Raw genomic sequence first — 23,596 nt, 5'->3', positions numbered from 1 at the left:
GGTGTGCGGTACTGCTCGGGCTGCGCCCGGGGCTGCGCCTCAAGCGCCGGCGGGGCTGGTGGTGTGGAGCGGGGCCCCGCAGGAGGATCTCCTCGGCTCGGCGCGTGCTGGCCTGTCACGGCAAGACGGCCATGGTCGCGCCTCGTCCTGCGGGGACCCTCCTCCGTGTCCCCGCCCCACGGCAGGGCTACGACAGCGACGGCCCAAGGGGCGGGGGGACGGGGTGGGGTGTCCCCGCAGGACGAGCGCACAACCCCGCCCCACAACCGAGACAAACCAGTAAGGCGCGAGCCGAGGAGACACCCCACCCCGGCCCCCCGCCCCGACCCCCCACCGACACCGAGTCACGGACCCGCCAAATCCAGCCCCGCCGGCGATTGAGGCGCAGGGCCCGGCGCAGCCCGACCCGGACCGCACAGGCACGGGCCCGCCAAATCCAGCCCCGCCGGCGATTGAGGCGCGGGGGCCGGGCGGAGCAGCGGGGTACCGTCCGCACCGCCGAGCGCCCCGCAGGGGCAACGTCAGTACGACTTGGGGAGGCCCAGGGTTTGGTGGGAGATGAAGTTCAGGATCATCTCCCGGCTGACCGGGGCGATGCGGGCCACGCGGGAGGCGGTGATGAGGGAGGCCAGGCCGTATTCGCGGGTGAGGCCGTTGCCGCCGAGGGTGTGGACCGCCTGGTCCACCGCCCGGACGCAGGCCTCCGCGGCCGCGTACTTGGCCATGTTCGCCGCCTCGCCCGCCCCCATGTCGTCCCCCGCGTCGTACAGGCGGGCAGCCTTCTGCATCATCAGGCGGGCCAGTTCCAGTTCGATGTGCGCCTGGGCCAGCGGGTGGGCCACCGCCTGGTGGCCGCCGATGGGCTGCTTCCAGACCTGGCGGGTCTTCGCGTAGTCGACGGCCTTGGCGAGGGCGTGGCGGCCCATCCCGATGGCGAAGGCGGCGGTCATGATCCGCTCGGGGTTGAGGCCGGCGAACAGCTGGAGCAGGCCCGCGTCCTCGTCCCCGACCAAGGCGGCGGACGGCAGGCGCACCTCGTCCAGGGTGAGTTCGAACTGCTTCTCCGCGGCCGCCAGTTCCATGTCGATGACCGTGCGGCCGAAGCCGGGGGCGTCGCGCGGCACGATGAACAGGCAGGGCTTGAGGCTGCCCGTGCGGGCGTCCTCGGTGCGGCCGACGACGAGGGTGGCGTCGGCGATGTCGACGCCGGAGATGAAGACCTTGCGGCCGGTGAGGATCCAGTCGTCGCCGTCGCGGCGGGCGGTGGTGGTGATGCGGTGGGAGTTGGATCCGGCGTCGGGTTCGGTGATGCCGAAGGCCATGGTGCGGCTGCCGTCGGCGAGGCCGGGCAGCCAGGTCTGCTTCTGGGCCTCCGTGCCGAAGCGGGCGATGACCGTGCCGCAGATGGCGGGCGAGACGACCATCATCAGCAGGGGGCAGCCGGCGGCCCCGAGTTCCTCCAGGACGATGGAGAGTTCGGCGATACCGCCGCCGCCTCCGCCGTACTCCTCGGGGAGGTTGACCCCGAGGTAGCCGAGCTTCGCGGCGTCGGCCCACAGCTCGTCGGGGTGGCCTCCTTCGCGGGCGACGCGGGCGAGGTACTCGCGGCCGTAGCGCTGCCCGAGGGCGGCGACGGCGGTGCGCAGGGCCGTGTGTTCGACGGTTTCGATGGTGGAGCTCATGGCTGCGGTTCCTCCTGGACTACGGCGAGCAGGGCGCCGAACTCGACCTGTTGGCCGGTGGCGACGTGGAGCGCGGTGAGCGTGCCGGAGGCGGGAGCGAGGATGCGGTGCTCCATTTTCATGGCCTCCAGCCAGAGCAGGGGCTGGCCGGCGGTGACGGGGCTGCCGGGGGCCAGGCCTTCGGCGGTGCGGACGACGGTGCCGGGCATGGGGGCGAGCAACGAGCCCGGTTCCGTGCGGTCCTGGGGGTCCGGGAAGCGGGGGACGCGGGTGAAGGTGTGGGCTCCGAGGGCGGAGTCCACGTAGATCTTGTTCGAATTGTGTTTCACGTGGAACGCCCGGCGGATCCCCTCGACTTCGAGGGTGACGAGGTCGGGGGTGGCGGCCAGGACCCGGATTCCGGGGTGGTTCACCGGGTGGTACCGGACCTCGTACTCGGTGCCGGCCTCGGTGTAGCGGCGGGTCTGCGACTGGGAGCGGACGTTGCGCCAGCCGCCGATGCGGGCGGCGAGGGGGGCGTCCGGGCCGGGGGCCGCTTCGGCGAGGGCGGCGGCGAGGGCGGCCGCGGTGGCGTCGGGGGCGCCGCCGGTGAGGGTGTCGAGGTGGCGGTCGTAGAAGCCGGTGTCGAGCTGCCCGGCGGCGAACTCCGGGTGGCGCAGCGACCGTACGAGGAGCTCGCGGTTGGTGGTGAGTCCGTGGATGCGGGCTCCGGCGAGGGCGGCGGCGAGGGCCCGGACGGCTTCGGCGCGGGTGGGGGCGTGGGCGACGACCTTGGCGAGCATGGGGTCGTAGTGGATGCCGACGGTGTCCCCGGCGGTGAAGCCGGTGTCGACGCGGACCTCGCCGGGGATGGCGAGGGTGTGCAGGGCGCCGGTCTGGGGGCGCCAGTCCTGGGCGGGGTCCTCTGCGTAGAGGCGGGCCTCGACGGCGTGTCCGGTGGGCTGCGGGGGCGCCGGTGGCAGGGCGGCGCCCTCGGCGACGCGTAGCTGGAGGGCGACGAGGTCGAGGCCGAAGACGGCTTCGGTGACGGGGTGTTCGACCTGGAGGCGGGTGTTCATCTCCAGGAAGTACGGCCGTCCGTCGGCGGTGACGAGGAACTCGACGGTGCCCGCGCCCTCGTACGAGACCGCGCGGGCGGCGGCGACGGCCGCGGCGTGGAGGCTTTCGCGGAGGGTGTCCGGCAGGCCGGGCGCCGGGGCCTCCTCGATGACCTTCTGGTGGCGGCGCTGGAGGGAGCAGTCGCGGGTGCCGAGGGCCCAGACGGCGCCGTGGGCGTCGGCGAGGATCTGGACCTCGACGTGGCGGCCGCGCTCCACGTAGGGCTCGGCGAAGACCTCGCCGTCGCCGAAGGCGGAGGCCGCCTCGGCGGACGCGGCGTGGAGGGCCTCCTTGAGGCCGTCGAGGTCGCGGACCACGCGCATCCCGCGGCCGCCTCCGCCGGCGGCGGCCTTGAGGAGGAGGGGCAGGTCGGCGGTGGTGGCGGTGGCGGGGTCGACGGGGTCGAGGAGCGGCACGCCGGCGGCACGCATCAGTTCCTTGGCCCGGGTCTTGGAGGCCATGGCCTCGATGGCCTCGGGGGACGGGCCGATCCAGGTCAGTCCGGCGGCCAGGACCTCGCGGGCGAAGTCGGCGTTCTCGGAGAGGAAGCCGTAGCCGGGGTGCACGGCGTCGGCGCCGGCGGCGAGGGCGGCCTTGATGATCAGGTCGCCGCGCAGGTAGGTGTCGGCGGGGGCGGCGCCTGGCAGCCGTACGGCCGCGTCGGCGTCGCGGACGTGCAGGGCGTCGGCGTCCGGGTCGGAGTGGACGGCGACGGTGGCCAGGCCCAGGGCGCGGGCCGTGCGGAAGATTCGGACGGCGATCTCACCGCGGTTGGCGACGAGGAGGGAGGTGATGGGCTGCTGAGTCATGTGCGGGCTCACATCCGGAAGACGCCGAAGCCGCCACGGGCGCCCTCGACGGGGGCGTTGTGGACGGCCGACAGGCACAGGCCGAGGACGGTACGGGTGTCGCGCGGGTCGATGACCCCGTCGTCGTAGATCCGCCCGGACAGGAACATCGGCAGGGACTCGGACTCGATCTGCGCTTCGACGAAGGCGCGCATCCCGGCGTCGGCCTCCTCGTCGTACGGGAGTCCCTTGGCGGCGGCGGACTGGCGGGACACGATGGAGAGCACTCCGGCCAGCTGCTGGGGGCCCATGACGGCGGACTTGGCGCTGGGCCAGGCGAAGAGGAAGCGGGGCTCGTAGGCGCGGCCGCACATGCCGTAGTGGCCGGCGCCGTAGCTCGCGCCGATGAGGACGGAGAGGTGGGGGACGCGGGAGTTGGAGACCGCGTTGATCATCATCGCGCCGTGCTTGATGATGCCGCCCTGTTCGTACTCCTTGCCGACCATGTAGCCGGTGGTGTTGTGGAGGAAGAGGAGGGGGATGTCGCGCTGGTTGGCGAGCTGGATGAACTGGGCGGCCTTCTGGGACTCGGCGCTGAACAGCACGCCCTGCGCGTTGGCGAGGATGCCGACCGGGTAGCCGTGCAGGGTGGCCCAGCCGGTGACGAGGCTGGGGCCGTAGAGGGGCTTGAACTCGTCGAAGTCGGAGGCGTCGACGATCCGGGCGATGACCTCGCGCGGGTCGAACGGTGTCTTGAGGTCGGGCGGGACGATGCCGAGGAGCTCCTCGGGGTCGTGGAGGGGTTCCTCGGCCTTCGGCGGTTCCCGGTGCGGCTTGCGGTGGTTCAGGCGGGCCACGACGCGGCGGGCCTGGCGGATCGCGTCGTACTCGTCGAGGGCGTAGTGGTCGGCGAGTCCGGAGGTGCGGGCGTGCATGTCGGCGCCGCCGAGGGACTCGTCGTCGCTCTCCTCGCCGGTGGCCATCTTGACCAGGGGCGGACCGCCGAGGAACACCTTGGACCGGTCCTTGATCATGATGGTGTGGTCGGACATGCCGGGGACGTACGCGCCTCCGGCGGTGGAGTTGCCGAAGACGACGGCGACGGTCGGGATGCCCTCGGCCGAGAGCCGGGTGAGGTCGCGGAAGATCGCGCCGCCCGGGATGAAGATCTCCTTCTGGGAGGGCAGATCGGCGCCGCCGGACTCCACGAGGCTGATGACGGGGAGGCGGTTCTGCCGGGCGATCTCGTTGGCGCGCAGCGCCTTCTTCAGCGTCCACGGGTTGGAGGCGCCGCCGCGGACGGTGGGGTCGTTGGCGGTGATCAGGCACTCGACGCCCTCGACGGTGCCGATGCCGGTGACCATGGAGGCACCGACGGGGTAGTCGCTGCCCCAGGCGGCGAGCGGGGACAGCTCCAGGAACGGGGTGTCGGGGTCCAGGAGCAGCTCGACGCGCTCGCGTGCCAGCAGCTTGCCGCGCTTCCTGTGGCGGGCCGTGTACTTCTCGCCGCCGCCCTCCAGGGCCTTGGCGTGCTCGGCGTCGAGGGCGGTGAGGCGCTCCAGGGCGGCGGTACGGGCCTGCGCGTGATCGGGGGCGTGCGGGTCGACGGTGGAACCGAGGCGGGTCATGAGGTGGCCTCCGGGGCCGGGAGGAGGGCGACGGGGATGTCGAGGTGGCGGGCGCGGAGCCATTCGCCGAGCGCCTTGGCCTGGGGGTCGAAGCGGTGGCCGGAGGCGACGCCGTCGCCGAGGATGCCGGTGACGGTGAAGTTGAGGGCGCGGAGGTTCGGCAGTTCGTGCCGGGTCACGGCGTGGCGCGCGGTCTCGGGGAGCAGGGCCTGGAAGGCGTCCACCGTGAGGGTGCGGTGCAGCCACTCCCAGGCGGGGTCGGTCTCGACCCAGACGCCGACGTTGGCGTCGCCGCCCTTGTCGCCGCTACGGGCCCCGGCGACGGCCCCCAGGGGCGCGCGGACGGTCCCCCGGGGCTCCGCCCCGGACCCGGCGGGGGCTGCGCCCCCGACCCCTTCGGGGGCTCCGCCCCCGGACCCCCGCGCCTCAAACGCCGGCGGGGCTGGGAGTGCGGTGGGCTCCGTCGACCGGACCGGACGTGCGGGAAGGATTGCCGGCGGGGCTGGGTGTGCGGCGAGCTCCGCCTCGGCGACAGGGCGGGGCGGGGCTGGACAGGGGGAGGGCTCCGCCGGGGTGGCTAGGTACGTCAGCCGGTCCGGCGTTCGAGGACCGGGGTCCGGGGCGGAGCCCAGGGAAACGGCGGAAGGGCGGGGCGAGGCTGGACAGGGGGCGGTCACCGGTACGCGGGTGCCGTCCGGGAGGACCGCCGTGTGGGGGACCTCCGTCGACGGGATCAGGGTCGAGGTGAAGACGCCGTAGGGCTGGGCCGGGCCGGGTGGGGCGGTGACGTGGAAGCCCGGGTAGCTGCCGAGGGCCAGTTCGATCGCCGTCGAGGTCAAGGCGCGGCCCACCCGGTCCGGGGACGGGTCGCGGACCACCAGCCGCAGCAGCGCACCGGCCGTCTCCTGGGTGTCGGCGTCCTCGTGGTCGGTGCGGGCCAGGGTCCAGGTGGTGTCGGCCACGCCCTCCAAGACCTCGGCGAGTTGGGTGCGGACGAGGTTCGCCTTCGCTTCGATGTCGAGGCCGGTCAGGACGAAGACGATCTCGTTGCGCCAGCCGCCGATCCGGGTGACCCCGACCTTCAGCGAGGGCGGCGGGGCCTCGCCGCGCACTCCCGTGACGCGTACCCGGTCGGCGCCCTCGTCGGTCAGCCGGACGGTGTCCAGCCGGGTGGTCACGTCCGGGCCGAGATAGCGCACGCCCTGCGTCTCGTAGAGGAGTTGGGCGGTGACGGTGCCGGTGGTGACGGCGCCGCCCGTGCCGGGGTGTTTGGTGATGACCGCGGAGCCGTCCTCGGCGATCTCCGCCAGCGGGAAGCCGGGGCGGCGGATGTCGTGCCGGGCGAAGAAGGAGTAGTTGCCGCCGGTGGCCTGGGTGCCGCACTCCAGGACGTGGCCCGCGGCCACCGCCCCCGCCAACCGGTCGTGGTCGTCGGGGGCCCAGTCGAACCACCAGGCGGCCGGGCCGCTGACCAGCGCCGCGTCCGTGACCCGGCCCGTCACCACCACATCGGCGCCCGCCCGCAGGCAGGCCGCGATCCCGGCGCCCCCCAGATAGGCGTTGGCCGTCAGGGCCCCGTCCACCCGCGCGGTGAGGTCGTCGCCTTCCACATGGGCGACCCGGACCGGGACACCCACCTTCGCCGCCAGAGCCCGTACGGCATCGGCGAGTCCGGCCGGGTTCAGGCCGCCGGCGTTCGCGACGATCCGTACGCCACGTTCGTGCGCGAGCCCGAGGCCTTCCTCCAACTGGCGCAGGAAGGTCTTGGCGTAGCCGAGGTCCGGGTTCTTCAGGCGGTCGCGGCCCAGGATCAACATGGTCAGCTCGGCCAGGTAGTCGCCGGTGAGCACGTCCAGCGGCCCGCCGGTGAGCATCTCGCGCAGGGCGCCCGAGCGGTCCCCGTAGAAGCCGGAGGCGTTGCCGATGACGAGCGGCCGCCGGGTCACCGCGCGGCCCCCGGCTCGCGGCCGGTTCCCGCCGGGCCGGCGAAGGCCTGGGCGATGTCCAGCCAGCGGTCGGCGTCGGGGCCGGTCGCGGTCAGGGCCAGGTCGGCGCGGTGGGCCCGCTGGGTCACCAGCAGACAGAAGTCGAGCGCCGGGCCGGTGATCCGCTGCGGGGCGTCCGGCGGACCGTAGGTCCATACCCGCGCGCCGTCGGCGGCTTCGGGAGCCGTCAGCTCCACCCGGAACTCCTCGGTGGGCGCGGGCAGTGCGTGCACGGCGTAGGCGTAGTCGCGGGCCCGTACGCCGATCCGCGCCACGTGCCGCAGCCGCGCGGTGGGGGTGCGGCGCACACCGAGCGCGTCGGCCACGTCCTGGCCGTGGGCCCAGGTCTCCATCAAGCGGGCGCTGCCCATCGAGGCGGCCTTCATGGGCGGCCCGTACCAGGGGAAGCGGGTGTCGGGCGAGGCTGCGACGAGCGCCTCGTCGAGGGCGGCGCGCGTGGTGCGCCAGCGGGCGAGCAGCTCGGCGGGGGCCAGCTCCGCGCCCTCGCGGGCGCCCTCGTCGACGAAGGTGTCGGGGGCCTTGAGGGCTTCCTCGACCATGTGGCCGAAGCCCGTGGGGTCGGTGAGGGCGAGCAGCGATGCCCGGTCGGTCCAGTGCAGGTGGGCGATCTGGTGGGCGATGGTCCAGCCGGGCGCGGGGGTGGCCCTGGCCCAGTCGGGATCGGTCAAATCCCCTACCAGGGAGTCCAGTTCACGGCCCTCCTCGCGCAGATCTGCGAAGACGGCGACGGCTGCGTCGGCGGCGGACGGATCGGGCACGGTGCGCTCCCCTTCTCGGCGTGAGGGGAAGACTGGCAGCACCCGGCAAAACAATCAAGCATGCTTGCATGATTTTCTCGAGCGGCGTCACCTTCCCGCCACCGGAGTCAAACCACCCCGCCCGAAAGGCAGTTGTCATGCGGTGCGGCGGCCGCAGGTCCCGCCGCGCGGCGGCCCGCGGGAACGGAGGGGGCGATTCAGGCCGTAAGCCGGAAACTCGCGATACGTCACCGGATGTCCCGTCGATACTGAACCCTCCGCTCCGGGCCCGGGCGGGCGCACACGTTCCTGTCACTCGCCGAAGACGACGAAGCCGACGAAGAGGATGGACCGACGTGACTCCAGCCGCCCGTACCCCCTTCTCCCGTACTCCCTTCTCGCTCTATCCCGAACTCGACACGACCGCCCTGACCGCCTTCGTCACCGCCCTGGAGAGCGGCGACGTCACCGGCCTCGCCCCCGCCCGCGCCGCCGAGATCGCCGAGGTCCGCTCGGTCGCCGTCTTCACCCGCGGCAAGGTGACCGGCGCCGACGGGGACCTCCTCGACGCCGCGCTCTGGCGGCACACCGGCACCCAGCCGCGCCCCGCGATCGTCATGCCCTCGCCGTGGACCGGCCTGGGCTGGCTCCCGTACGCCGTCCAGGCCTCCCTCCTCGCCGCCCGCGGCTACAACGTCCTCGCCTACTCCGCCCGCGGCTTCGGCGGCTCCGAGGGCCAGGTCGACGTGGCGGGCCCGCTCGACGTGGCCGACGGCAGCCGGGCCCTGGACCACCTGCTCGAACGCAGCACCGGCCCGGTGACGAAGATCGGCTTCGTCGGGGACTCGTACGGCTCCGGGATCAGCCAGCTCGTCGCCGCGCACGACACCCGCGTCGACGCCGTGGTCGCGCTCAGCACCTGGGGCGACCTCGGCGAGGCCTTCTACGAGAACTCCACCCGGCACATCGCGGCCGTACGGGCCCTGCTCGACGCGGCCGCGAAGGCCCGGCTGAGCCCGCAGACGCAGAGCGTCTTCGACAACGTCCTCGCCGACCGCGACGTCCAGGGCACCCTGCGGTGGGCGGAGACCCGCTCACCCTTCACCCACATCAAGGAGCTCAACCGCCGCCAGGTGCCCGTCTTCTTCTCGCACGCCTGGCACGAGACGCTCTTCCCGCCCAACCAGACGCTGAAGATGTTCAACGAACTGACCGGGCCCAAGCGCCTCGCCGTCTCCATCGGCGACCACTCCGGCCCCGAGATGACCGGCATGCTCGGCCTGCCCAACCGGATCTGGACGGACGCCCACCGCTGGCTCGACCACCACCTGGGGGACGTCGACAACGGCATCGACGCCGAGGGTCAGGTGCTCGGCGAGGTCATGTGGAGCAAGACCCTCGAACCCCGGCCCACCTGGCCCTCCCTCACCGAACGCCTGGAACGGCTGCACCTGGCGGACGACGGCGAGCTCGGCGAGGAGCCGCAGGCCGGTTGGACGTCCACCGTGCTGTGCGGGATGGACACCCCCGCGACCGTCGCCGATCAGGTGGTGCGGTCCGGGTACGCGGAGATCGCCGGCCGCCCGAAGGTCTACCGGACCCAGGACATCGACCGCACCGTCGCCGCCGTATGGACCGCGGAACCGGCCGCCGAGACCACCCGGCTGCGCGGCATACCGCGGCTGCGGGTGACGTACCGGGCGGCGAACCCCGGATCCACCTTCGTCGCGTACCTCCTCGACACGGCACCCGACGGCACGGCCCACCTCGTCACGCACGCCCCGTACACCGACCTCGGCTCCCCGCCCGACAGCCTGATCAGCGCGGACATCGACCTCCAGGCCACGGCGTACGACGTGCCGCGCGGCCATCGGCTGATGCTGGTGATCGACGCCCGCGACCCGTTCTACGGCGACGCCAACCTGCCCCGCGCGACCCTGGCATTCACCTCCCCGGAGGCCACCCCGTCCTACCTGGACCTCCCGCTCGGCTGACCCGGCAGCACGCCCGCCCGGCCCGTCCCCCCGCGACGGGCCGGGCCGCCCCGCCCGTGGGGGTGCGCCCTCAGCAGGCCTTGCCCTGCCCCGCTCGGGCCGTTGCTCGCAGGAGATCCCGGAGGAGGTCGAAGTCGACCTTGGCGGGGTTGCGGAAGCGGAGGCAGGCCTTGCCCATGTCGTGGGCGGCCAGGCGGTTCGCGAAGGCGTCCCGGACGTCCGTGCGCAGCAGGTAGAACGAGATGTACTGCTTCTGGTTCGCCCAGGCGATCTCGCCGACCGTCTCGCCCGGCCGCAGGTACGCCGGCATCCCGTACGCGATGTACTCCTCGAACCCGGTCAGCTCCCGCAGGCACAGCTCCCGCACCCGCACGAGGGCCTCGCGTCGGGCGTCGGGTACCGCGGCCAGGTAGGTGGCGACATCCATCAGGCGGCCTTCTTCCGGATCTGCGAGCGGACCGCGCCCATGCTGGCCGCGATCACAAGGGCGATGGCCAAGGCGTCCACGGCGGACATGGCCTGGTTCAGGACGAGGAAGCCCGCGGTGGCGGCGATGGCCGGCTCCAGGCTCATCAGGATCGCGAAGGTCGGGGCCGGCATCCGCCGCAGCGCGAGCAGTTCCAGGGTGTACGGCAGGACGGAGGACAGTACGGCCACGCCCAGTCCGAGGGCGAGGGTGCTCGGGACCAGCAGGTCCGAGCCCGCCTCGGCGACGCCCAGCGGCAGCGAGATGACCGCGGCCACCGCCATCGCCAGCGCGAGCCCGTCCGCCTGCGGGAAGCGGCGGCCCGTACGCGCGCTGAACACGATGTACACCGCCCACATCGCGCCCGCTCCGAGCGCGAAGGCCGCGCCCAGCGGGTCGAGGGAGCCGAAGCCGAGTCCGCCGCCGCCGTGCCCGGACAGCAGGACGACGCCGCCGAGCGCGAGGCCGGCCCACAGGACGTTGACCAGGCGCCGGGAGACGATCACGGACAGGGCGAGCGGTCCGAGGACCTCCAGGGTGACGGCCGGGCCGAGCGGGATCCGGTCGATGGACTGGTAGAAGAGGCCGTTCATACCGGCCATGGCGACGCCGAAGGCGAGCACCGTGCCCCAGTCGGAACGGGAGTGGCCGCGCACCTTCGGGCGGCACAGGATCAGCAGCACGATCGCGGCGGCCGCGAGGCGCAGGGTGACCACGCCCGCCGCGCCCGCCCTCGGCATGATCATGACCGCGAGGGCGGCACCGAACTGCACCGAGATCCCCGCCGAGATCACCAGCGCGACGGGACCGAGGCCGGAACCGAGGCGGGAACCGGAACCGGAGCCCTGGGTGGGTGACGGGTCCGGCGCCGTTGCGGCGACGGCCGACGAGGTCGTCGGTGAGGACGAAGAGGAAGGTGCGGGCATCTACCCAGACTAAGGGGCCGTAAGGAGTGTTGCCGCATTTCCTGCCTTACAACTGAGGGTCACAACCCCTCCGCGAGGAGTTCCGCCAGATGCCGGGCGCGGACCCCGCCCAGCTGGGCGATCTGGGTGCGGCAGGAGAATCCGTCCGCCTGGATCACGGCGTCCCGCGGGGCCGCGCGCAGCGACGGGAGCAGCTGTTCCTCCGCGCAGGCCACCGACACCTCGTGGTGTCCCGGCTCGAAGCCGAAGTTCCCGGCGAGGCCGCAGCAGCCCCCGCTGAGCTCGCCCGTCAGGCCGGCCCGCTCGCGCAGCCTGCAGTCGGGGCCGTCCCCGAGCACCGCGTGCTGGTGGCAGTGGGTCTGGCCGACCACCTGCCGGTCCAGGCGCGGTGGCCGCCAGGCCGGGGCGTACTCCTCCAGGGTCTCGGCGAAGGTCCGTACCGCCCCCGCGAGGCGGGCCGCGCGGGGGTCGTCGGGGAGCAGGGCGGGCAGGTCGGCACGCAGGGCCGCGGCGCAGCTCGGCTCCAGCACCACGACGGGACCGGTTACGTCGCCCAGCGTGTCCAGTGTCCGGCGCAGGACGGTGCGGGCGCGGTCGAGCCGGCCCGTGGAGATGTACGTCAGTCCGCAGCAGACCCGGCCGGCCGGGGGCACTTCGACGCCCAGCCCGGCCGCGCGGAGCACGCGTACGGCCGCCCGGCCGACCGCGGGGTTCAGGTACTCGGTGAAGGTGTCCGGCCAGAGGGTGACGGACCTTGCGGGTTCTGCGGACCGGGGTTGCCGCCCCCACCACCGCGTGAAGGGTTCGCGGGCCAGTTCCGGCGGTCGGCCGCCCCGCTGCCGGTCCAGCCCCGGTACGGGGAGGTGCCGGGCCAGGGCGTTGACCGCGCCGGCCGCCCGCAGGCGGGAGATCAGGCGCAGCCAGCCCGGCAGGCCGCCCAGTGTGTAGTGGGACAGCGGGCGGATCCGGCCCGCCCAGTGGTGGTGCAGGAATTCCGCCTTGTAGGCGGCCATGTCCACGCCCACCGGGCAGTCGCTGCGGCAGCCCTTGCACCCCAGGCACAGGTCCAACGCCTCGGCGACCTCCGCCGAGCGCCAGCCCTCCGTGACGATCTCCCCGGCCAGCATCTCGTGCAGCAGCCTGGCCCGGCCGCGCGTGGAGTGCCGTTCCTCTCCGGTGACCCGGTAGGAGGGGCACATCACCGAGGCACCGACACCGGCACCGCCACCCGCATCCGTGGTCCGGCATTTCGCGACGCCCACGCAGCGCGCGACCTCGCCCGCGAACGCGGTGGCGGGCAGCACCGCGAAGCGCAGGTTCTCGTCCAGCCGCGCCGGCCTGACCAGGATCCCCGGGTTCATGCCGCCCGCCGGGTCCCACACGTCCTTGTACGCGCCGAAGAGCCGGATCATGTCCGCCCCGTACATCTTGGGCAGCAGTTCCGCGCGCGCCTGGCCGTCCCCGTGCTCCCCCGACAGGGAGCCGCCGTGCGCGACGACGAGATCGGCCAGTTCACCGGAGAAGGCCCGGAACCGGGCGATGCCCGGCGCCGACACCAGGTCGAAGTCGATCCGTACGTGCACGCAGCCCTCGCCGAAGTGTCCGTACGGGGTTCCGCGCAGCCCGTGCGCCGCGAGCAGGGCCCGGAACTCCCGCAGGTAGGCCCCCAGCCGGGCCGGCGGCACCGCGCAGTCCTCCCACCCCGGCCAGGCCATCGTGCCCCCCGGCATCCGGGTCGCCGTACCCGCCGCGTCCTCGCGGATCCGCCACAGCGCGCGCTGCGCCGCCGGGTCGGTGACCAGCAACCGGTCCAGCGCGTCGGCGGCCCGCAGCAGGGCCCGCGCCGCACCCTCGTCCGGCATCTCCACGAACAGCCACGCGCCGCCCCGGGGCAGTTGCGAAGCCGTGTCGCCCACCAGGTCCTGGGCCATCCCCTCCACCGTCAGCGGTCCGTACGGCAGCAGCCCCGCCGCCGCTTCGGCCGCCGCGCTCTCGTCGGCGTAGCCGAGGACCGCGAGGACCGGCGCGCGGGGCGCCTCCACCAGGCGCACCACCGCCTCCGTCACCACCCCGAGCGTGCCCTCGCTGCCGCAGAACGCCCGCGCCGCCCCCACCCCGTGCTCGGGCAGCAGCGCGTCGAGGCAGCCGTAGCCGGAGATCCGCCGCGAGAAGCCGGGCGGCATCCCGGTGCGCAGCAGCCCGAGGTTCGCGGTGACCAGCTCCCGCAGGCCGGTGGGGGTGCCCGCCCAGCCGGTGCCGATCCGGTGCGCGGTGCCCCCGTAGGTCGTCACGGCCAGTTCGGTCACGTTGTCCGCGGTGGTGCCCCAGGCGACCGAGTGGGCCCCGCACGCGTTGTTGCCGATCATGCCGCCGAGGGTGCAGCGGGAGTGGGTGGACGGGTCGGGTCCGAAGGTCAGCCCGTAGGGGCGCACCGCGTCGCGCAGGCGGTCGAGGACCAGCCCGGGCTGGACGACGGCGGTCCTGGCCTCCGGGTCCACCGATACAAGGGCGTTCAGGTGCCGGGTGAGATCGAGGACCACGCCCACCCCGGTGGCCTGGCCCGCGATGGAGGTCCCGCCGCCGCGCGGTACGACCGGGACCCCGGCCGCGGCGCACACCGTGAGGGCGGCCGCCACGTCGTCGGCGTCGCGCGGGGCGACCACTCCCACCGGGACGCGCCGGTAGTTCGAGGCGTCCATGGTGGTCAGGGCGCGTGCGGCGGCGCCGAAGTCGACCTCCCCGCGCAGCTTCTCCCGCAATGTCCGTTCGAGTTCACCGGGTGACGTCACGGCCCCAGCCTCCCACCGGCCGGACCCGTCTCATCGGGTGGACGCGCGTCCAGGGCGCGGACCGGGACCCGATACGCTCCGCTCGTGGCTGAGATCCAGATTCCCGCTGACATCAAGCCCGCCGACGGACGCTTCGGCGCGGGCCCCTCCAAGGTGCGGACCGAGGCGCTGGACGCCCTCGCCGCCACCGGTACCTCCCTGCTCGGAACCTCACACCGCCAGGCCCCGGTCAAGAACCTGGTCGGCTCGGTGCGCCAGGGCCTCCGGGACCTCTTCTCCCTCCCCGAGGGGTACGAGGTGATCCTGGGCAACGGCGGCTCCACCGCCTTCTGGGACATCGCGACCGCCGGTCTGATCGAGCAGAAGTCCCAGCACCTCACCTTCGGCGAGTTCTCCTCGAAGTTCGCCACGGCCGCGAAGCTCGCGCCGTGGCTGGACGCGCCGTCCGTGATCTCCTCGGAGCCGGGTACGCACCCGGAGCCGGTGGCCGAGGCGGGCGTGGACGTGTACGCGTACACCCACAACGAGACCTCGACGGGTGTGGCGGCGCCGATCAAGCGCGTCGCGGGCGCCGACGCCGGGTCCCTCGTTCTGGTGGACGCGACCTCGGGCGCCGGCGGTCTGCCGGTGGACATCACCGAGACGGACGTCTACTACTTCGCCCCGCAGAAGTCCTTCGCCTCGGACGGCGGCCTGTGGCTGGCCGCGTTCTCTCCGGCCGCCCTGGAGCGCGCCGCCCGCGTGCACGCGTCGGGCCGGCACATCCCGGAGTTCTTCTCGCTGCCGACGGCGATCGACAACTCGCTGAAGAACCAGACGTACAACACCCCGGCGCTGTCCACCCTGTTCCTGCTGGACCAGCAGCTGCGCTGGATGAACAGCCAGGGCGGCCTGGAGTTCACCACCGGCCGTACGGCGGCCAGCGCGCGCAACCTGTACGGCTGGGCGGAGGCGTCCAAGTACGCGACCCCGTTCGTCGTGGACGCCGACAAGCGCTCGTCCGTCATCGGCACGATCGACTTCTCGGACGACATCGACGCGGCGGCCGTCGCCAAGGTGCTGCGCGCCAACGGGATCGTGGACACCGAGCCGTACCGCAAGCTCGGCCGCAACCAGCTCCGTATCGCGATGTTCCCGGCGATCGACCCGGCGGACGTGCAGGCCCTGACGGCCTGCATCGACCACGTGATCGAGAAGCTCTGACCACCACCCGCCCGGTACGACGCGAAGCCCCCGGTGACCTGTTGTCGCCGGGGGCTTCGGCGTTCCCCGGACACCCCGCAGGCCACCGGCGTGGGGGTTCTCCCGCACGCGGTACCTTCAGGGCTCCGGCGGCGATTCTTGGAGGCAGCGGCGTGAGCGTGCGAGTGACGGCGGCCCAGAGCGGTGTGGACCCCTTCGGCACGGCCCGGCTGCGGCGCGGGGTGCTCGACGCGTGGGGTGCGGGCCCGGCCCGCTTCCGCGAGGACGCCAACGCCGAGGAGGACCTCGCGCTCGGCGGCTACCGGGACCGGCTCGTCATCGAGTTGGCGCAGAACGCCGCCGACGCCGCGGCCCGGGCCAAGGTGCCCGGCCGGCTCCGGCTGACGCTGCACGAGGGCGAGGGCGGGCACGCGCTGCTGGCCGTCGCCAACACCGGTGCCCCGCTGGACGCGACGGGCGTGGAGTCGCTGAGCACCCTGCGCGCCTCCGCCAAGCGGGAGTCCTCCGGCGACAGCGTCGGCCGGTTCGGCGTCGGCTTCGCGGCCGTCCTGGCCGTCTGCGACGAACCGGCGGTGCTCGGCCGGCACGGCGGGGTGCGCTGGTCCCTGGCCGAGGCCCGCGAACTGGCCCGGGGCGCCGCCGTCGGCAGCCCGGGGCTCGGCGACGAACTGCGCCGCCGCGACGGGCACGTTCCGCTGCTGCGCCTCCCGCTGCCCGCCGAGGGCACCGCCCCCGAGGGCTACGACACCGTCGTGGTCCTCCCGCTGCGCGACGCCGCCGCCGAGGGGTTGGTGGAGCGGCTGCTGGCGGGCGTCGACGACGCCCTGCTGCTCACCCTGCCCGGGCTGCGCGAGGTCGTCGTGGAGACCCCGACCGACGGCACGCGCACCTTGTACCGGCGCGACGAGGGCCCGTACACGGTCATCGAGGACACCACCGCCTCCGGCACGGTCACCCACCGCTGGCGCACCGTCCGGCACGGCGGCCCCATCGAGCGGGCGTTGCTCGCCGACCGGCCCGTCGAGGAGCGGCTGCGGCCCGCCTGGGCGGTGTCCTGGGCCGTGCCCGTCGACTCCGACGGCGCCCCGGTGCGCCCGGTCACCGCCCCGGTGGTGCACGCGCCGACCCCCACCGACGAGCCGCTGGGCATCCCGGCGCTGCTCATCGCGACCCTGCCGCTGGACACCACCCGCCGGCACCCCGCGCCGGGACCGCTGCTCGACTTCCTCGTGGAGCGCGCGGCCGACGCCTACGCCGAACTCCTCGGCGACTGGGACCCGGTGACCACCGCTCTGGTGGACCTGGTGCCCGGCCCGCTCGGCAAGGGCGAGCTGGACGGGGCCCTGCGGGCCGCCGTGCTGCGGCGCCTGCCCCGTACCGCTTTCCTCGCGCCGGCCGCGCCGCCCGAGCACGCGGAGGAGCGCGCCGCCCTGCGCCCCTTCGAGGCCGAGGTGGTGGAGGGCGCGGGCGCCGACACCGTACGCGTCCTCGCCGAGGTCCTGCCGACGCTGCTGCCGGCGGGCCTGGAGCGTCGGGCCGAGCTGCGCACCCTGGGGGTGGGCCGGCTGCCGCTGGGCGATGCCATCGAGCGGATCGCGGGCATCGAGCGGACCCCCGAGTGGTGGCACCGGCTCTACGACAGCCTCGCCGGGGTGGACCCGGACCGGCTGTCCGGGCTGCCCGTGCCGCTCGCCGACGGCCGTACCTCGATCGGCCCCCGACACATCCTGCTGCCCGGCGCGGACACCCCGTCGAGCCTGGCCCGGCTGGGCCTGAAGGTCGCCCACCCGGAGGCCGCGCACCCGCTGCTGGAGAAGCTCGGCGCCCTGCCGGCCACGGCCCGCGCGGTCCTGACGACCCCGCAGGTGCGGGCGGCCGTCGCCGCTTCCCTCGACGCGGGGGAGATCTGGGACGAGGACGCCGACACCCTGGACGCCGACGAGCTGGCCGAGGTGGTCCTGGGCCTGGTCCGGGACGCCGATCTGGCGCCGGGCGACGAGCCGTGGCTCGGCGCGCTGGCCCTGCCGGACGAGGACGGCGAACTGGTCCCGGCGGGCGAGCTGCTGCTGCCGGGCAGCCCGCTGGCCTCGGTGATCCGCGAGGACGAGGTCCCGTACGTGGACGCGGACCTCGCCGATCGGTGGGGCGCGGGCCCGCTCACCGCGTGCGGGGTCCTGGCCACCTTCCAACTGGTCCGCGCGACCGACGTGGTCCTGGACCCGGACGAGCTGGAGCCGCGCGAGGGCGACTTCGCCGAGCCCGACGACGCGGGCCTGCTGGACGCGGTCGACGTGTGGTGCGAGGACGTCCTGGACCAGCTGCCGGAGCTGCCGGTCCCGCCGGTGGCGACCGAGCTGGTCGCCGTCCGGGACCTCGACCTCGTCGACGACGACTGCTGGCCGCAGGCCCTCGCCCTGCTCGCGCAGCCGCCGCTGCGCGACGCGCTGACCCAACCCGTGCACATCCTGCTGCCGGACGGCACCACGCAGTCGGTGCGCCCGTACACCGCCTGGTGGCTGCGCGACCACCCGGTGCTCGACGGCCGCCGCCCGGCGGGTCTGCGCGCGGCGGGCGGCGACCCGCTGCTGGCCGGCCTCTACACCTCGGCGGACGCCACGGGCTTCGAGGACGAGCAGGTCCTGCGGGCGCTCGGCGTACGGACCTCCGTGGCGGCCCTGCTGGACGAGCCCGGCGGCGCCGCCGAACTGCTGGCCCGCCTCGCCGACCCGGACCGCGAGGTCACCGGCCACCAGCTGCACGGCCTGTACGGCGCGCTGGCCGATCTGGACCCCGATCAGGTCACCCTGCCGGACGAGCTGCGCGCGGTGGTGGACGGCGAGGTGCTCGTGGTGGACGCGGCCGACGCGGTGATCGCGGACGCCCCGGACCTGCTCCCGCTGACGGCGGGGCTGCCGCTGCTGCCGGTCCCCCCGTCCCGCGCGGCGGATCTCGCGGAGCTGCTCCAGGTGCGCCGGCTCTCGGAGACGGTTCCGGCGGAGGTGACCACGCCCGGCGAGGAGCACGAGGTCCCGGAGTCGGTGCTCGCGCTGCTGGGTCCGGCCACGGCGACGACGTACGTCGAGCACGAGGAGCTCGTCGCGGGCGGCACGGAGCTCGACTGGCGCCGCACCCCCGACGGCACGCTCCACGCGTCGACGCTGGAGGGCGTCGCGGCCGCCCTTGCCTGGTCGGCGGGCCAGTGGCCGCGCCGCTTCGAGGTGGCGGCCCTGCTGGAGGACCCGTCGCGTACGGCGGAACTGGCCCGGGACCGCTGGTTCGACTGACCGGAAGCGGGCCGCCGACGGCTTCCTCGTGCAGCGGTCGCCGGCCGTCCCCGGCGGCGACCGCCGCCGGTCAGGCCGGGAACTTGCGGTCGACCCACCTGAAGGTGAACTCGATCAGGAACGCGGCGCCCACGGCGATGCCCACCGCGATCCACGGCACCGTCACGCCCACCAGCTTGAGCTGGAAGAAGTCCTGCAGCCACGGCACGACGAGGACGATCAGGAACGCCCCGCCCATCGCCCCGACCAGGGCCACCCGCCACCAGGTGTAGGGGCGGGCGATGATCGCCAGTACCCACATGGACGTCAGGAACAGCGTCAGCGTGGCCGCGCTGGACTCGGCCTCCAGGGCGCCCTGGCCGGTGTAGTGGTGGCGGGCGACCAGGTACGAGACGAAGGTGGCCACGGCCGCGATGACGCCGCCGGGGATGGCGTACCGCATGACCCGCTTCACGAAGTGCGGTTTCGCGCGTTCCTTGTTCGGGGCCAGGGCCAGGAAGAAGGCCGGGATGCCGATGGTGAGCGTGGACAGCAGGGTCAGGTGGCGGGGCAGGAAGGGGTACTCGACCTGCGAGCAGACCACCAGGATGGCCAGCAGCACCGAGTAGACCGTCTTCGTGAGGAAGAGGGTGGCCACGCGGGTGATGTTGCCGATGACCCGGCGGCCCTCGGCGACCACCGAGGGAAGGGTCGAGAAGCTGTTGTTGAGGAGGACGATCTGGGCCACCGCCTTCGTCGCCTCCGAGCCCGAGCCCATGCTCACGCCGATGTCCGCGTCCTTGAGGGCGAGGACGTCGTTGACCCCGTCGCCCGTCATGGCGACCGTGTGGCCCTTGGACTGGAGTGCTCCGACCATGTCCCGCTTCTGCTGCGGGCTCACCCGCCCGAAGACGGAGTTGTCGTCGAGGACCTTCGCCATGTCGGCCTGGTCGGTGGGGAGCCCCCGGGCGTCCACGGTGTTCTCCGCGCCCGGCAGGCCCAGCTTGCCGGCGACCGCGCCGACGGAGATCGCGTTGTCGCCGGAGATGACCTTCGCCTTGACCGCCTGGTCCTCGAAGTAGCGCAGGGTGTCGGCGGCGTCGGGGCGCAGCCGCTGTTCCAGGACGATCAGGGCGGTCGGCCGGACGCCGGTGGCGACGGCCGCGTCGTCGAGTTCACGGGCGGAGCGGGCCAGCAGCAGGACGCGTAGTCCCTGCTCGTTGAGGTCGTCGATCTCGTCGAGGGCCGGGTCCCCGGCGGGCAGCAGGACGTCGGGGGCGCCGAGCAGCCAGGTGTTGTTCTCCCCGTCGCCCTCGCTGAAGCTGGCGCCGCTGTACTTGCGGGCGGAGGAGAAGGGCAGGGACTCGGTGCAGCGCCACTCCGCCATGTCGGGGTAGGCGTCGATGATCGCCTGGAGGCTGGCGTTGGGGCGCGGGTCGGATTCGCCGAGGGCGCCGAGCACCTTCTTGACGTAGGTCGGGTCCGCGCCGCCGAGGGGGCGGAGCTCGGTGACGTCCATGCCGCCCTCGGTGAGGGTGCCGGTCTTGTCGAGGCAGACCACGTCGACGCGGGCGAGGCCTTCGATGGCGGGCAGTTCCTGGACCAGGCACTGCTTGCGGCCGAGCCGGATGACGCCGATCGCGAAGGCCACGGAGGTGAGCAGGACGAGCCCCTCGGGGATCATCGGGACGATGCCGCCGACGGTCCGGGCGATGGAGTCCTTGAGGTTGTTGTCCTTGACGAGGAGCTGGCTGATGATCAGGCCGATCGAGGTCGGGATCATCATCCAGGTGACGTACTTGAGGATGGTGGAGATGCCGGAGCGCAGCTCGGAGTGGACGAGTGTGAAGCGGGAGGCCTCTTCGGCCAACTGGGCGGCGTAGGCCTCGCGGCCGACCTTGGTGGCGGTGAAGGCGCCGCCGCCGGCGACGACGAAGGATCCGGACATGACCGGGTCCCCGGGCTTCTTCAGGACGGGGTCGGCCTCGCCGGTGAGCAGCGATTCGTCGATCTCCAGGCCGTCGGCCTCGCCGACGGACCCGTCGACGACGACCTTGTCGCCGGGGCCGAGTTCGATGACGTCGCCGAGGACGATCTCGGAGGTGGAGATCTCGGCGGTCCGGCCGTCGCGGCGCACGCTGGGTTTGACCTCGCCGATGACGGCGAGGCTGTCGAGGGTCTTCTTGGCGCGCAGTTCCTGGATGATGCCGATGCCGGTGTTGGCGACGATCACGAAGCCGAAGAGGCTGTCCTGGATCGGCGCGACGACGAGCATGATCGCCCAGAGCACGCCGATGATCGCGTTGAACCGGGTGAAGACGTTGGCGCGGACGATGTCGGCGGTGGAGCGGCTGCTCCGGACGGGAACGTCGTTGACCTCGCCGCGCGCGACGCGCTCGGCGACCTCGGCGGTGCTGAGCCCGCCCGGCTTGAAGCGGGGCGCGGGCGGTCGCATCGGATGTACGGGGTCCAGCTCCGCTCCCGCGTCGATGGCGGGGGCGGCCGTGCCGCCGCCCGGCTCCGGCCCGTCGGATTCGGTTCCAGCCCGCTGCGTCATGCCTTCGACGTTAAGCGGGGTTCGAACTGTTCACCCGCCGAGCAGCGGGAAGATCCGACCTCAGGATGACCCGAATCGTCCCCTGGTAGCGCCGTGCGTCGCGCCGTGGGGCGGGGACGCTCCGGGACGTCCCCGCAGGCCGAGCGAACCCACTGCCGGGCCACGGGCCGATCCGGCCAAGGGTTCGCGAGCCGAGGAGACGTCCCGGAGGGGCACCGCCCCACCCGAAGCCACTCCCCCGGGGGCGCCTACGCCTGCGGGCCGGGGCTCGGGCCCGCGCCCGGCTGCTCGTCCCGCTCGGCCTGCGCAGCGGCTTCGGCGTGACGGGCAAGGGCCGCGTCGCGGCCGCGGACGTACCAGATGCCGATCAGGCCGAGGAAGCCGCCGGCCGCGCAGGTCCAGACCCACCACAACTGGCCGCGGTCGGCGAACCACCCGTAGAAGGGCAGCTGGACCAGGAAGAGGGCGAACCACAGGATCGTGCCACCTGTGACGGTGGCGACGACCGGGCCCTCCAGGGGCTCGGGCGCCTCGTGCTTCGCAGTCCATTTCGCCATGCGGTAAGTCTAGGCGTCGCGAAACGCCATCTACGCGCGGAGATGGACGCCCTTTCGTTCATGTGTTCATACTGAAACGGTTTGGGCGCGGCCCATTTTCTTCGTATGAACCACCCAATGAGGACCGTATGAGCACCCCGGCCCCCGCCCCCGAGGCCACCTCCCCGGAGCCTTCCCCCCAAGAACCCTCCGGCGCGACGGACCGCTACTTCAAGATCTCCGAGCGCGGCTCGACCGTCGCCCGCGAGATCCGCGGCGGCCTCGCGACCTTCTTCGCCATGGCCTACATCATCGTGCTGAACCCGATCATCCTGGGCAGCGCGAAGGACATGTACGGGCACCAGCTCGACTCCGGGCAGCTGGTGACGGCCACCGTCCTGACGGCCGCCTTCACCACCCTCCTCATGGGTGTGATCGGCAACGTCCCGATCGCCCTCGCCGCCGGCCTCGGCGTGAACACGGTGGTCGCGCTCCAGCTCGCCCCGCGCATGAGCTGGCCCGACGCCATGGGCATGGTGGTCCTGGCCGGCTTCGTGGTGATGCTGCTCGTCGCCACCGGCCTGCGCGAACGGGTGATGAGCGCCGTCCCGCTGGGCCTGCGCAAGGGCATCGCCATCGGTATCGGCCTGTTCATCATGCTGATCGGCCTGGTCGACGCGGGCTTCGTCTCCCGGATCCCGGACGCCGCGCACACCACGGTCCCGCTCCAGCTCGGCGGCACCGGTCACCTGGACGGCTGGCCGGTCCTGATCTTCGCGCTCGGCGTGCTGCTCACCTTCGCCCTGCTGATCCGCAAGGTGCCGGGCGCGATCCTGATCTCCATCGTGGCCATGACCCTGGTCGCCGTCGCGGTCCAGCTGATCGCGGACGTGCCCGACTCGGGCTGGGGCCTCACCGTTCCCGAGTGGCCCGGCACCCCGGTCGCCGCGCCCGACTTCGGCCTCGTGGGCCAGGTCAGCCTGTTCGGCGGCTTCGACAAGGTCGGGATGCTCACCGGCATCCTCTTCGTCTTCACCGTGCTGCTGTCCTGCTTCTTCGACGCCATGGGCACGATCCTCGGCGTCGGCGACGAGGCGAAGCTGATCGACAAGAAGACCGGCGAGTTCCCCGGGATCAACCGGGTCCTGCTGGTCGACGGCCTGGCGGTCGCCTCGGGCGGCGCCACCTCCTCCTCCGCGACCACCTGCTTCGTGGAGTCCACGGCCGGCGTCGGCGAGGGCGCCCGTACGGGCCTGGCGAACATCGTGACGGGCGGCCTCTTCGCCGTGGCGCTGTTCCTGACCCCGCTGGCCACCATGGTCCCGTCCCAGGCGGCCACGCCCGCCCTGGTGGCGGTCGGCTTCATGATCCTGGCGGGCTCGGTCAAGGACATCGACTGGAGCGACTACACCATCGCCGTCCCGGCCTTCCTGGCCATGGTGATGATGCCCTTCACCTACTCGATCACCAACGGCATCGGCATCGGCTTCATCAGCTTCTGCGCGCTGCGCCTGGCGACGGGCCGGGGACGCGGGGTCCCGGTGGCCATGTACGTGGTGTCGGCGGTGTTCGTCTTCTACTACGCGATGCCCGCACTGGGCCTCGGGCAGTAGCTCGGCTCACGTCAGCCCGTAGAACTTCTCTGTCTCGTCGACGGCCGCCTTGAAGCGCTCGTCGAAGTCATCGCGAATGAGCGTCCGGACCACATAGTCCTGGACGCTCATTCCGCGTTTGGCGGCATGGATCCGGAGCCTGTCGAGGAGCTCCCCGTCTATGCGCATGCTCAGCACATGTGTCCCCATGCCGAAAGAGTCGGGGCACAGGGTGCGTACGCGTGTCACTTTCAGCCGCCGACTCACCCGTATGAGTGACCCCAGGTGTGAGCCGGAAAAGTGGTGTTCCTTAGGGAGAGTAATGAGTTAC

General features: G+C 73.2%; 15 protein-coding genes. 4 read left to right on the top strand and 11 right to left on the bottom strand.

Annotated elements, in window-relative coordinates:
* Positions 1–521 precede the first annotated feature (521 nt).
* The 5 genes from BCL76_RS15705 to BCL76_RS15685 form a co-directional block, all read right to left on the bottom strand.
* The gene (locus tag BCL76_RS15705; protein ID WP_109780114.1) at positions 522–1,682 is read right to left on the bottom strand and encodes an acyl-CoA dehydrogenase family protein; all 1,161 of its coding nucleotides are present in this window, start codon (positions 1,680–1,682) and stop codon (positions 522–524) included.
* On the bottom strand, positions 1,679–3,589 hold the full coding sequence (locus BCL76_RS15700; RefSeq protein ID WP_109780113.1) for an acetyl/propionyl/methylcrotonyl-CoA carboxylase subunit alpha: 1,911 nt from the start codon (positions 3,587–3,589) through the stop codon (positions 1,679–1,681). Before BCL76_RS15700 ends, BCL76_RS15705 begins: the two co-directional genes overlap by 4 nt.
* An 8-nt stretch (positions 3,590–3,597) precedes the next feature.
* Positions 3,598–5,196, bottom strand: a complete 1,599-nt coding sequence (locus BCL76_RS15695) for an acyl-CoA carboxylase subunit beta (protein WP_109780112.1) — start codon at positions 5,194–5,196, stop codon at positions 3,598–3,600.
* Positions 5,193–7,070, bottom strand: coding sequence for an acyclic terpene utilization AtuA family protein (locus BCL76_RS15690; RefSeq protein ID WP_375137930.1), 1,878 nt, complete (start codon positions 7,068–7,070; stop codon positions 5,193–5,195). Before BCL76_RS15690 ends, BCL76_RS15695 begins: the two co-directional genes overlap by 4 nt.
* Before the next feature lie 68 nt (positions 7,071–7,138).
* Entirely contained in the window at positions 7,139–7,960 is an 822-nt protein-coding gene (locus tag BCL76_RS15685; RefSeq protein ID WP_109780110.1) for a TIGR03084 family metal-binding protein, read from the bottom strand.
* A gap of 335 nt (positions 7,961–8,295) precedes the next feature.
* Here BCL76_RS15685 and BCL76_RS15680 point away from each other — a divergent pair, with 335 nt between their 5' ends.
* Positions 8,296–9,933 carry an alpha/beta fold hydrolase gene (locus BCL76_RS15680; RefSeq protein WP_258309711.1) on the top strand — a complete coding sequence of 546 codons (1,638 nt, stop codon included), beginning with the start codon at positions 8,296–8,298 and terminating at the stop codon, positions 9,931–9,933.
* A 70-nt stretch (positions 9,934–10,003) separates the two neighbouring features.
* On the opposite strand, the gene BCL76_RS15675 is transcribed toward BCL76_RS15680, so the two are convergent.
* The 3 genes from BCL76_RS15675 to BCL76_RS15665 are packed head-to-tail and all read right to left on the bottom strand — an operon-like array spanning position 10,004 to position 14,114.
* Positions 10,004–10,360, bottom strand: coding sequence for an iron chaperone (locus tag BCL76_RS15675; RefSeq protein WP_109780108.1), 357 nt, complete (start codon positions 10,358–10,360; stop codon positions 10,004–10,006).
* Positions 10,360–11,325, bottom strand: coding sequence for an EamA family transporter (locus BCL76_RS15670; RefSeq protein ID WP_109780107.1), 966 nt, complete (start codon positions 11,323–11,325; stop codon positions 10,360–10,362). Before BCL76_RS15670 ends, BCL76_RS15675 begins: the two co-directional genes overlap by 1 nt.
* Before the next feature lie 59 nt (positions 11,326–11,384).
* Positions 11,385–14,114 (bottom strand): FAD-binding and (Fe-S)-binding domain-containing protein, encoded by a 2,730-nt coding sequence (locus BCL76_RS15665; RefSeq protein WP_109780106.1) that lies wholly within the window; start codon positions 14,112–14,114, stop codon positions 11,385–11,387.
* Positions 14,115–14,198: 84 nt separating this feature from the next.
* Between BCL76_RS15665 and serC the strand changes: the two genes are divergently transcribed.
* Both serC and BCL76_RS15655 read left to right on the top strand, forming a co-directional pair.
* On the top strand, positions 14,199–15,317 hold the full coding sequence (gene serC, locus BCL76_RS15660) for a phosphoserine transaminase (RefSeq protein ID WP_109780105.1): 1,119 nt from the start codon (positions 14,199–14,201) through the stop codon (positions 15,315–15,317).
* Positions 15,318–15,469: 152 nt separating this feature from the next.
* Positions 15,470–18,601 carry a sacsin N-terminal ATP-binding-like domain-containing protein gene (locus BCL76_RS15655; protein ID WP_181382568.1) on the top strand — a complete coding sequence of 1,044 codons (3,132 nt, stop codon included), beginning with the start codon at positions 15,470–15,472 and terminating at the stop codon, positions 18,599–18,601.
* Positions 18,602–18,671: 70 nt separating this feature from the next.
* On the opposite strand, the gene BCL76_RS15650 is transcribed toward BCL76_RS15655, so the two are convergent.
* Both BCL76_RS15650 and BCL76_RS15645 read right to left on the bottom strand, forming a co-directional pair.
* Positions 18,672–21,137, bottom strand: a complete 2,466-nt coding sequence (locus tag BCL76_RS15650; protein WP_109780103.1) for a cation-translocating P-type ATPase — start codon at positions 21,135–21,137, stop codon at positions 18,672–18,674.
* Positions 21,138–21,385: 248 nt separating this feature from the next.
* Positions 21,386–21,694, bottom strand: coding sequence for a DUF2530 domain-containing protein (locus BCL76_RS15645; RefSeq protein ID WP_109780102.1), 309 nt, complete (start codon positions 21,692–21,694; stop codon positions 21,386–21,388).
* 128 nt (positions 21,695–21,822) lie between these two features.
* On the opposite strand from BCL76_RS15645, the gene BCL76_RS15640 reads away from it, so the two are divergent.
* Positions 21,823–23,286: an NCS2 family permease gene (locus tag BCL76_RS15640; RefSeq protein WP_109780101.1), complete on the top strand. Its 1,464-nt coding sequence runs from the start codon at positions 21,823–21,825 to the stop codon at positions 23,284–23,286.
* Positions 23,287–23,292: 6 nt separating this feature from the next.
* Here BCL76_RS15640 and BCL76_RS15635 read toward each other — a convergent pair whose 3' ends face one another.
* Positions 23,293–23,475 carry a hypothetical protein gene (locus tag BCL76_RS15635; RefSeq protein ID WP_030010567.1) on the bottom strand — a complete coding sequence of 61 codons (183 nt, stop codon included), beginning with the start codon at positions 23,473–23,475 and terminating at the stop codon, positions 23,293–23,295.
* Positions 23,476–23,596: the final 121 nt, after the last annotated feature.

This window comes from Streptomyces sp. CG 926 (assembly GCF_003148825.1).
Lineage (GTDB): Bacteria > Actinomycetota > Actinomycetes > Streptomycetales > Streptomycetaceae > Streptomyces.
The sequence above is the reverse complement of the archived record's forward strand: the minus strand, read 5'-3'. Positions and strand labels throughout refer to the sequence as shown.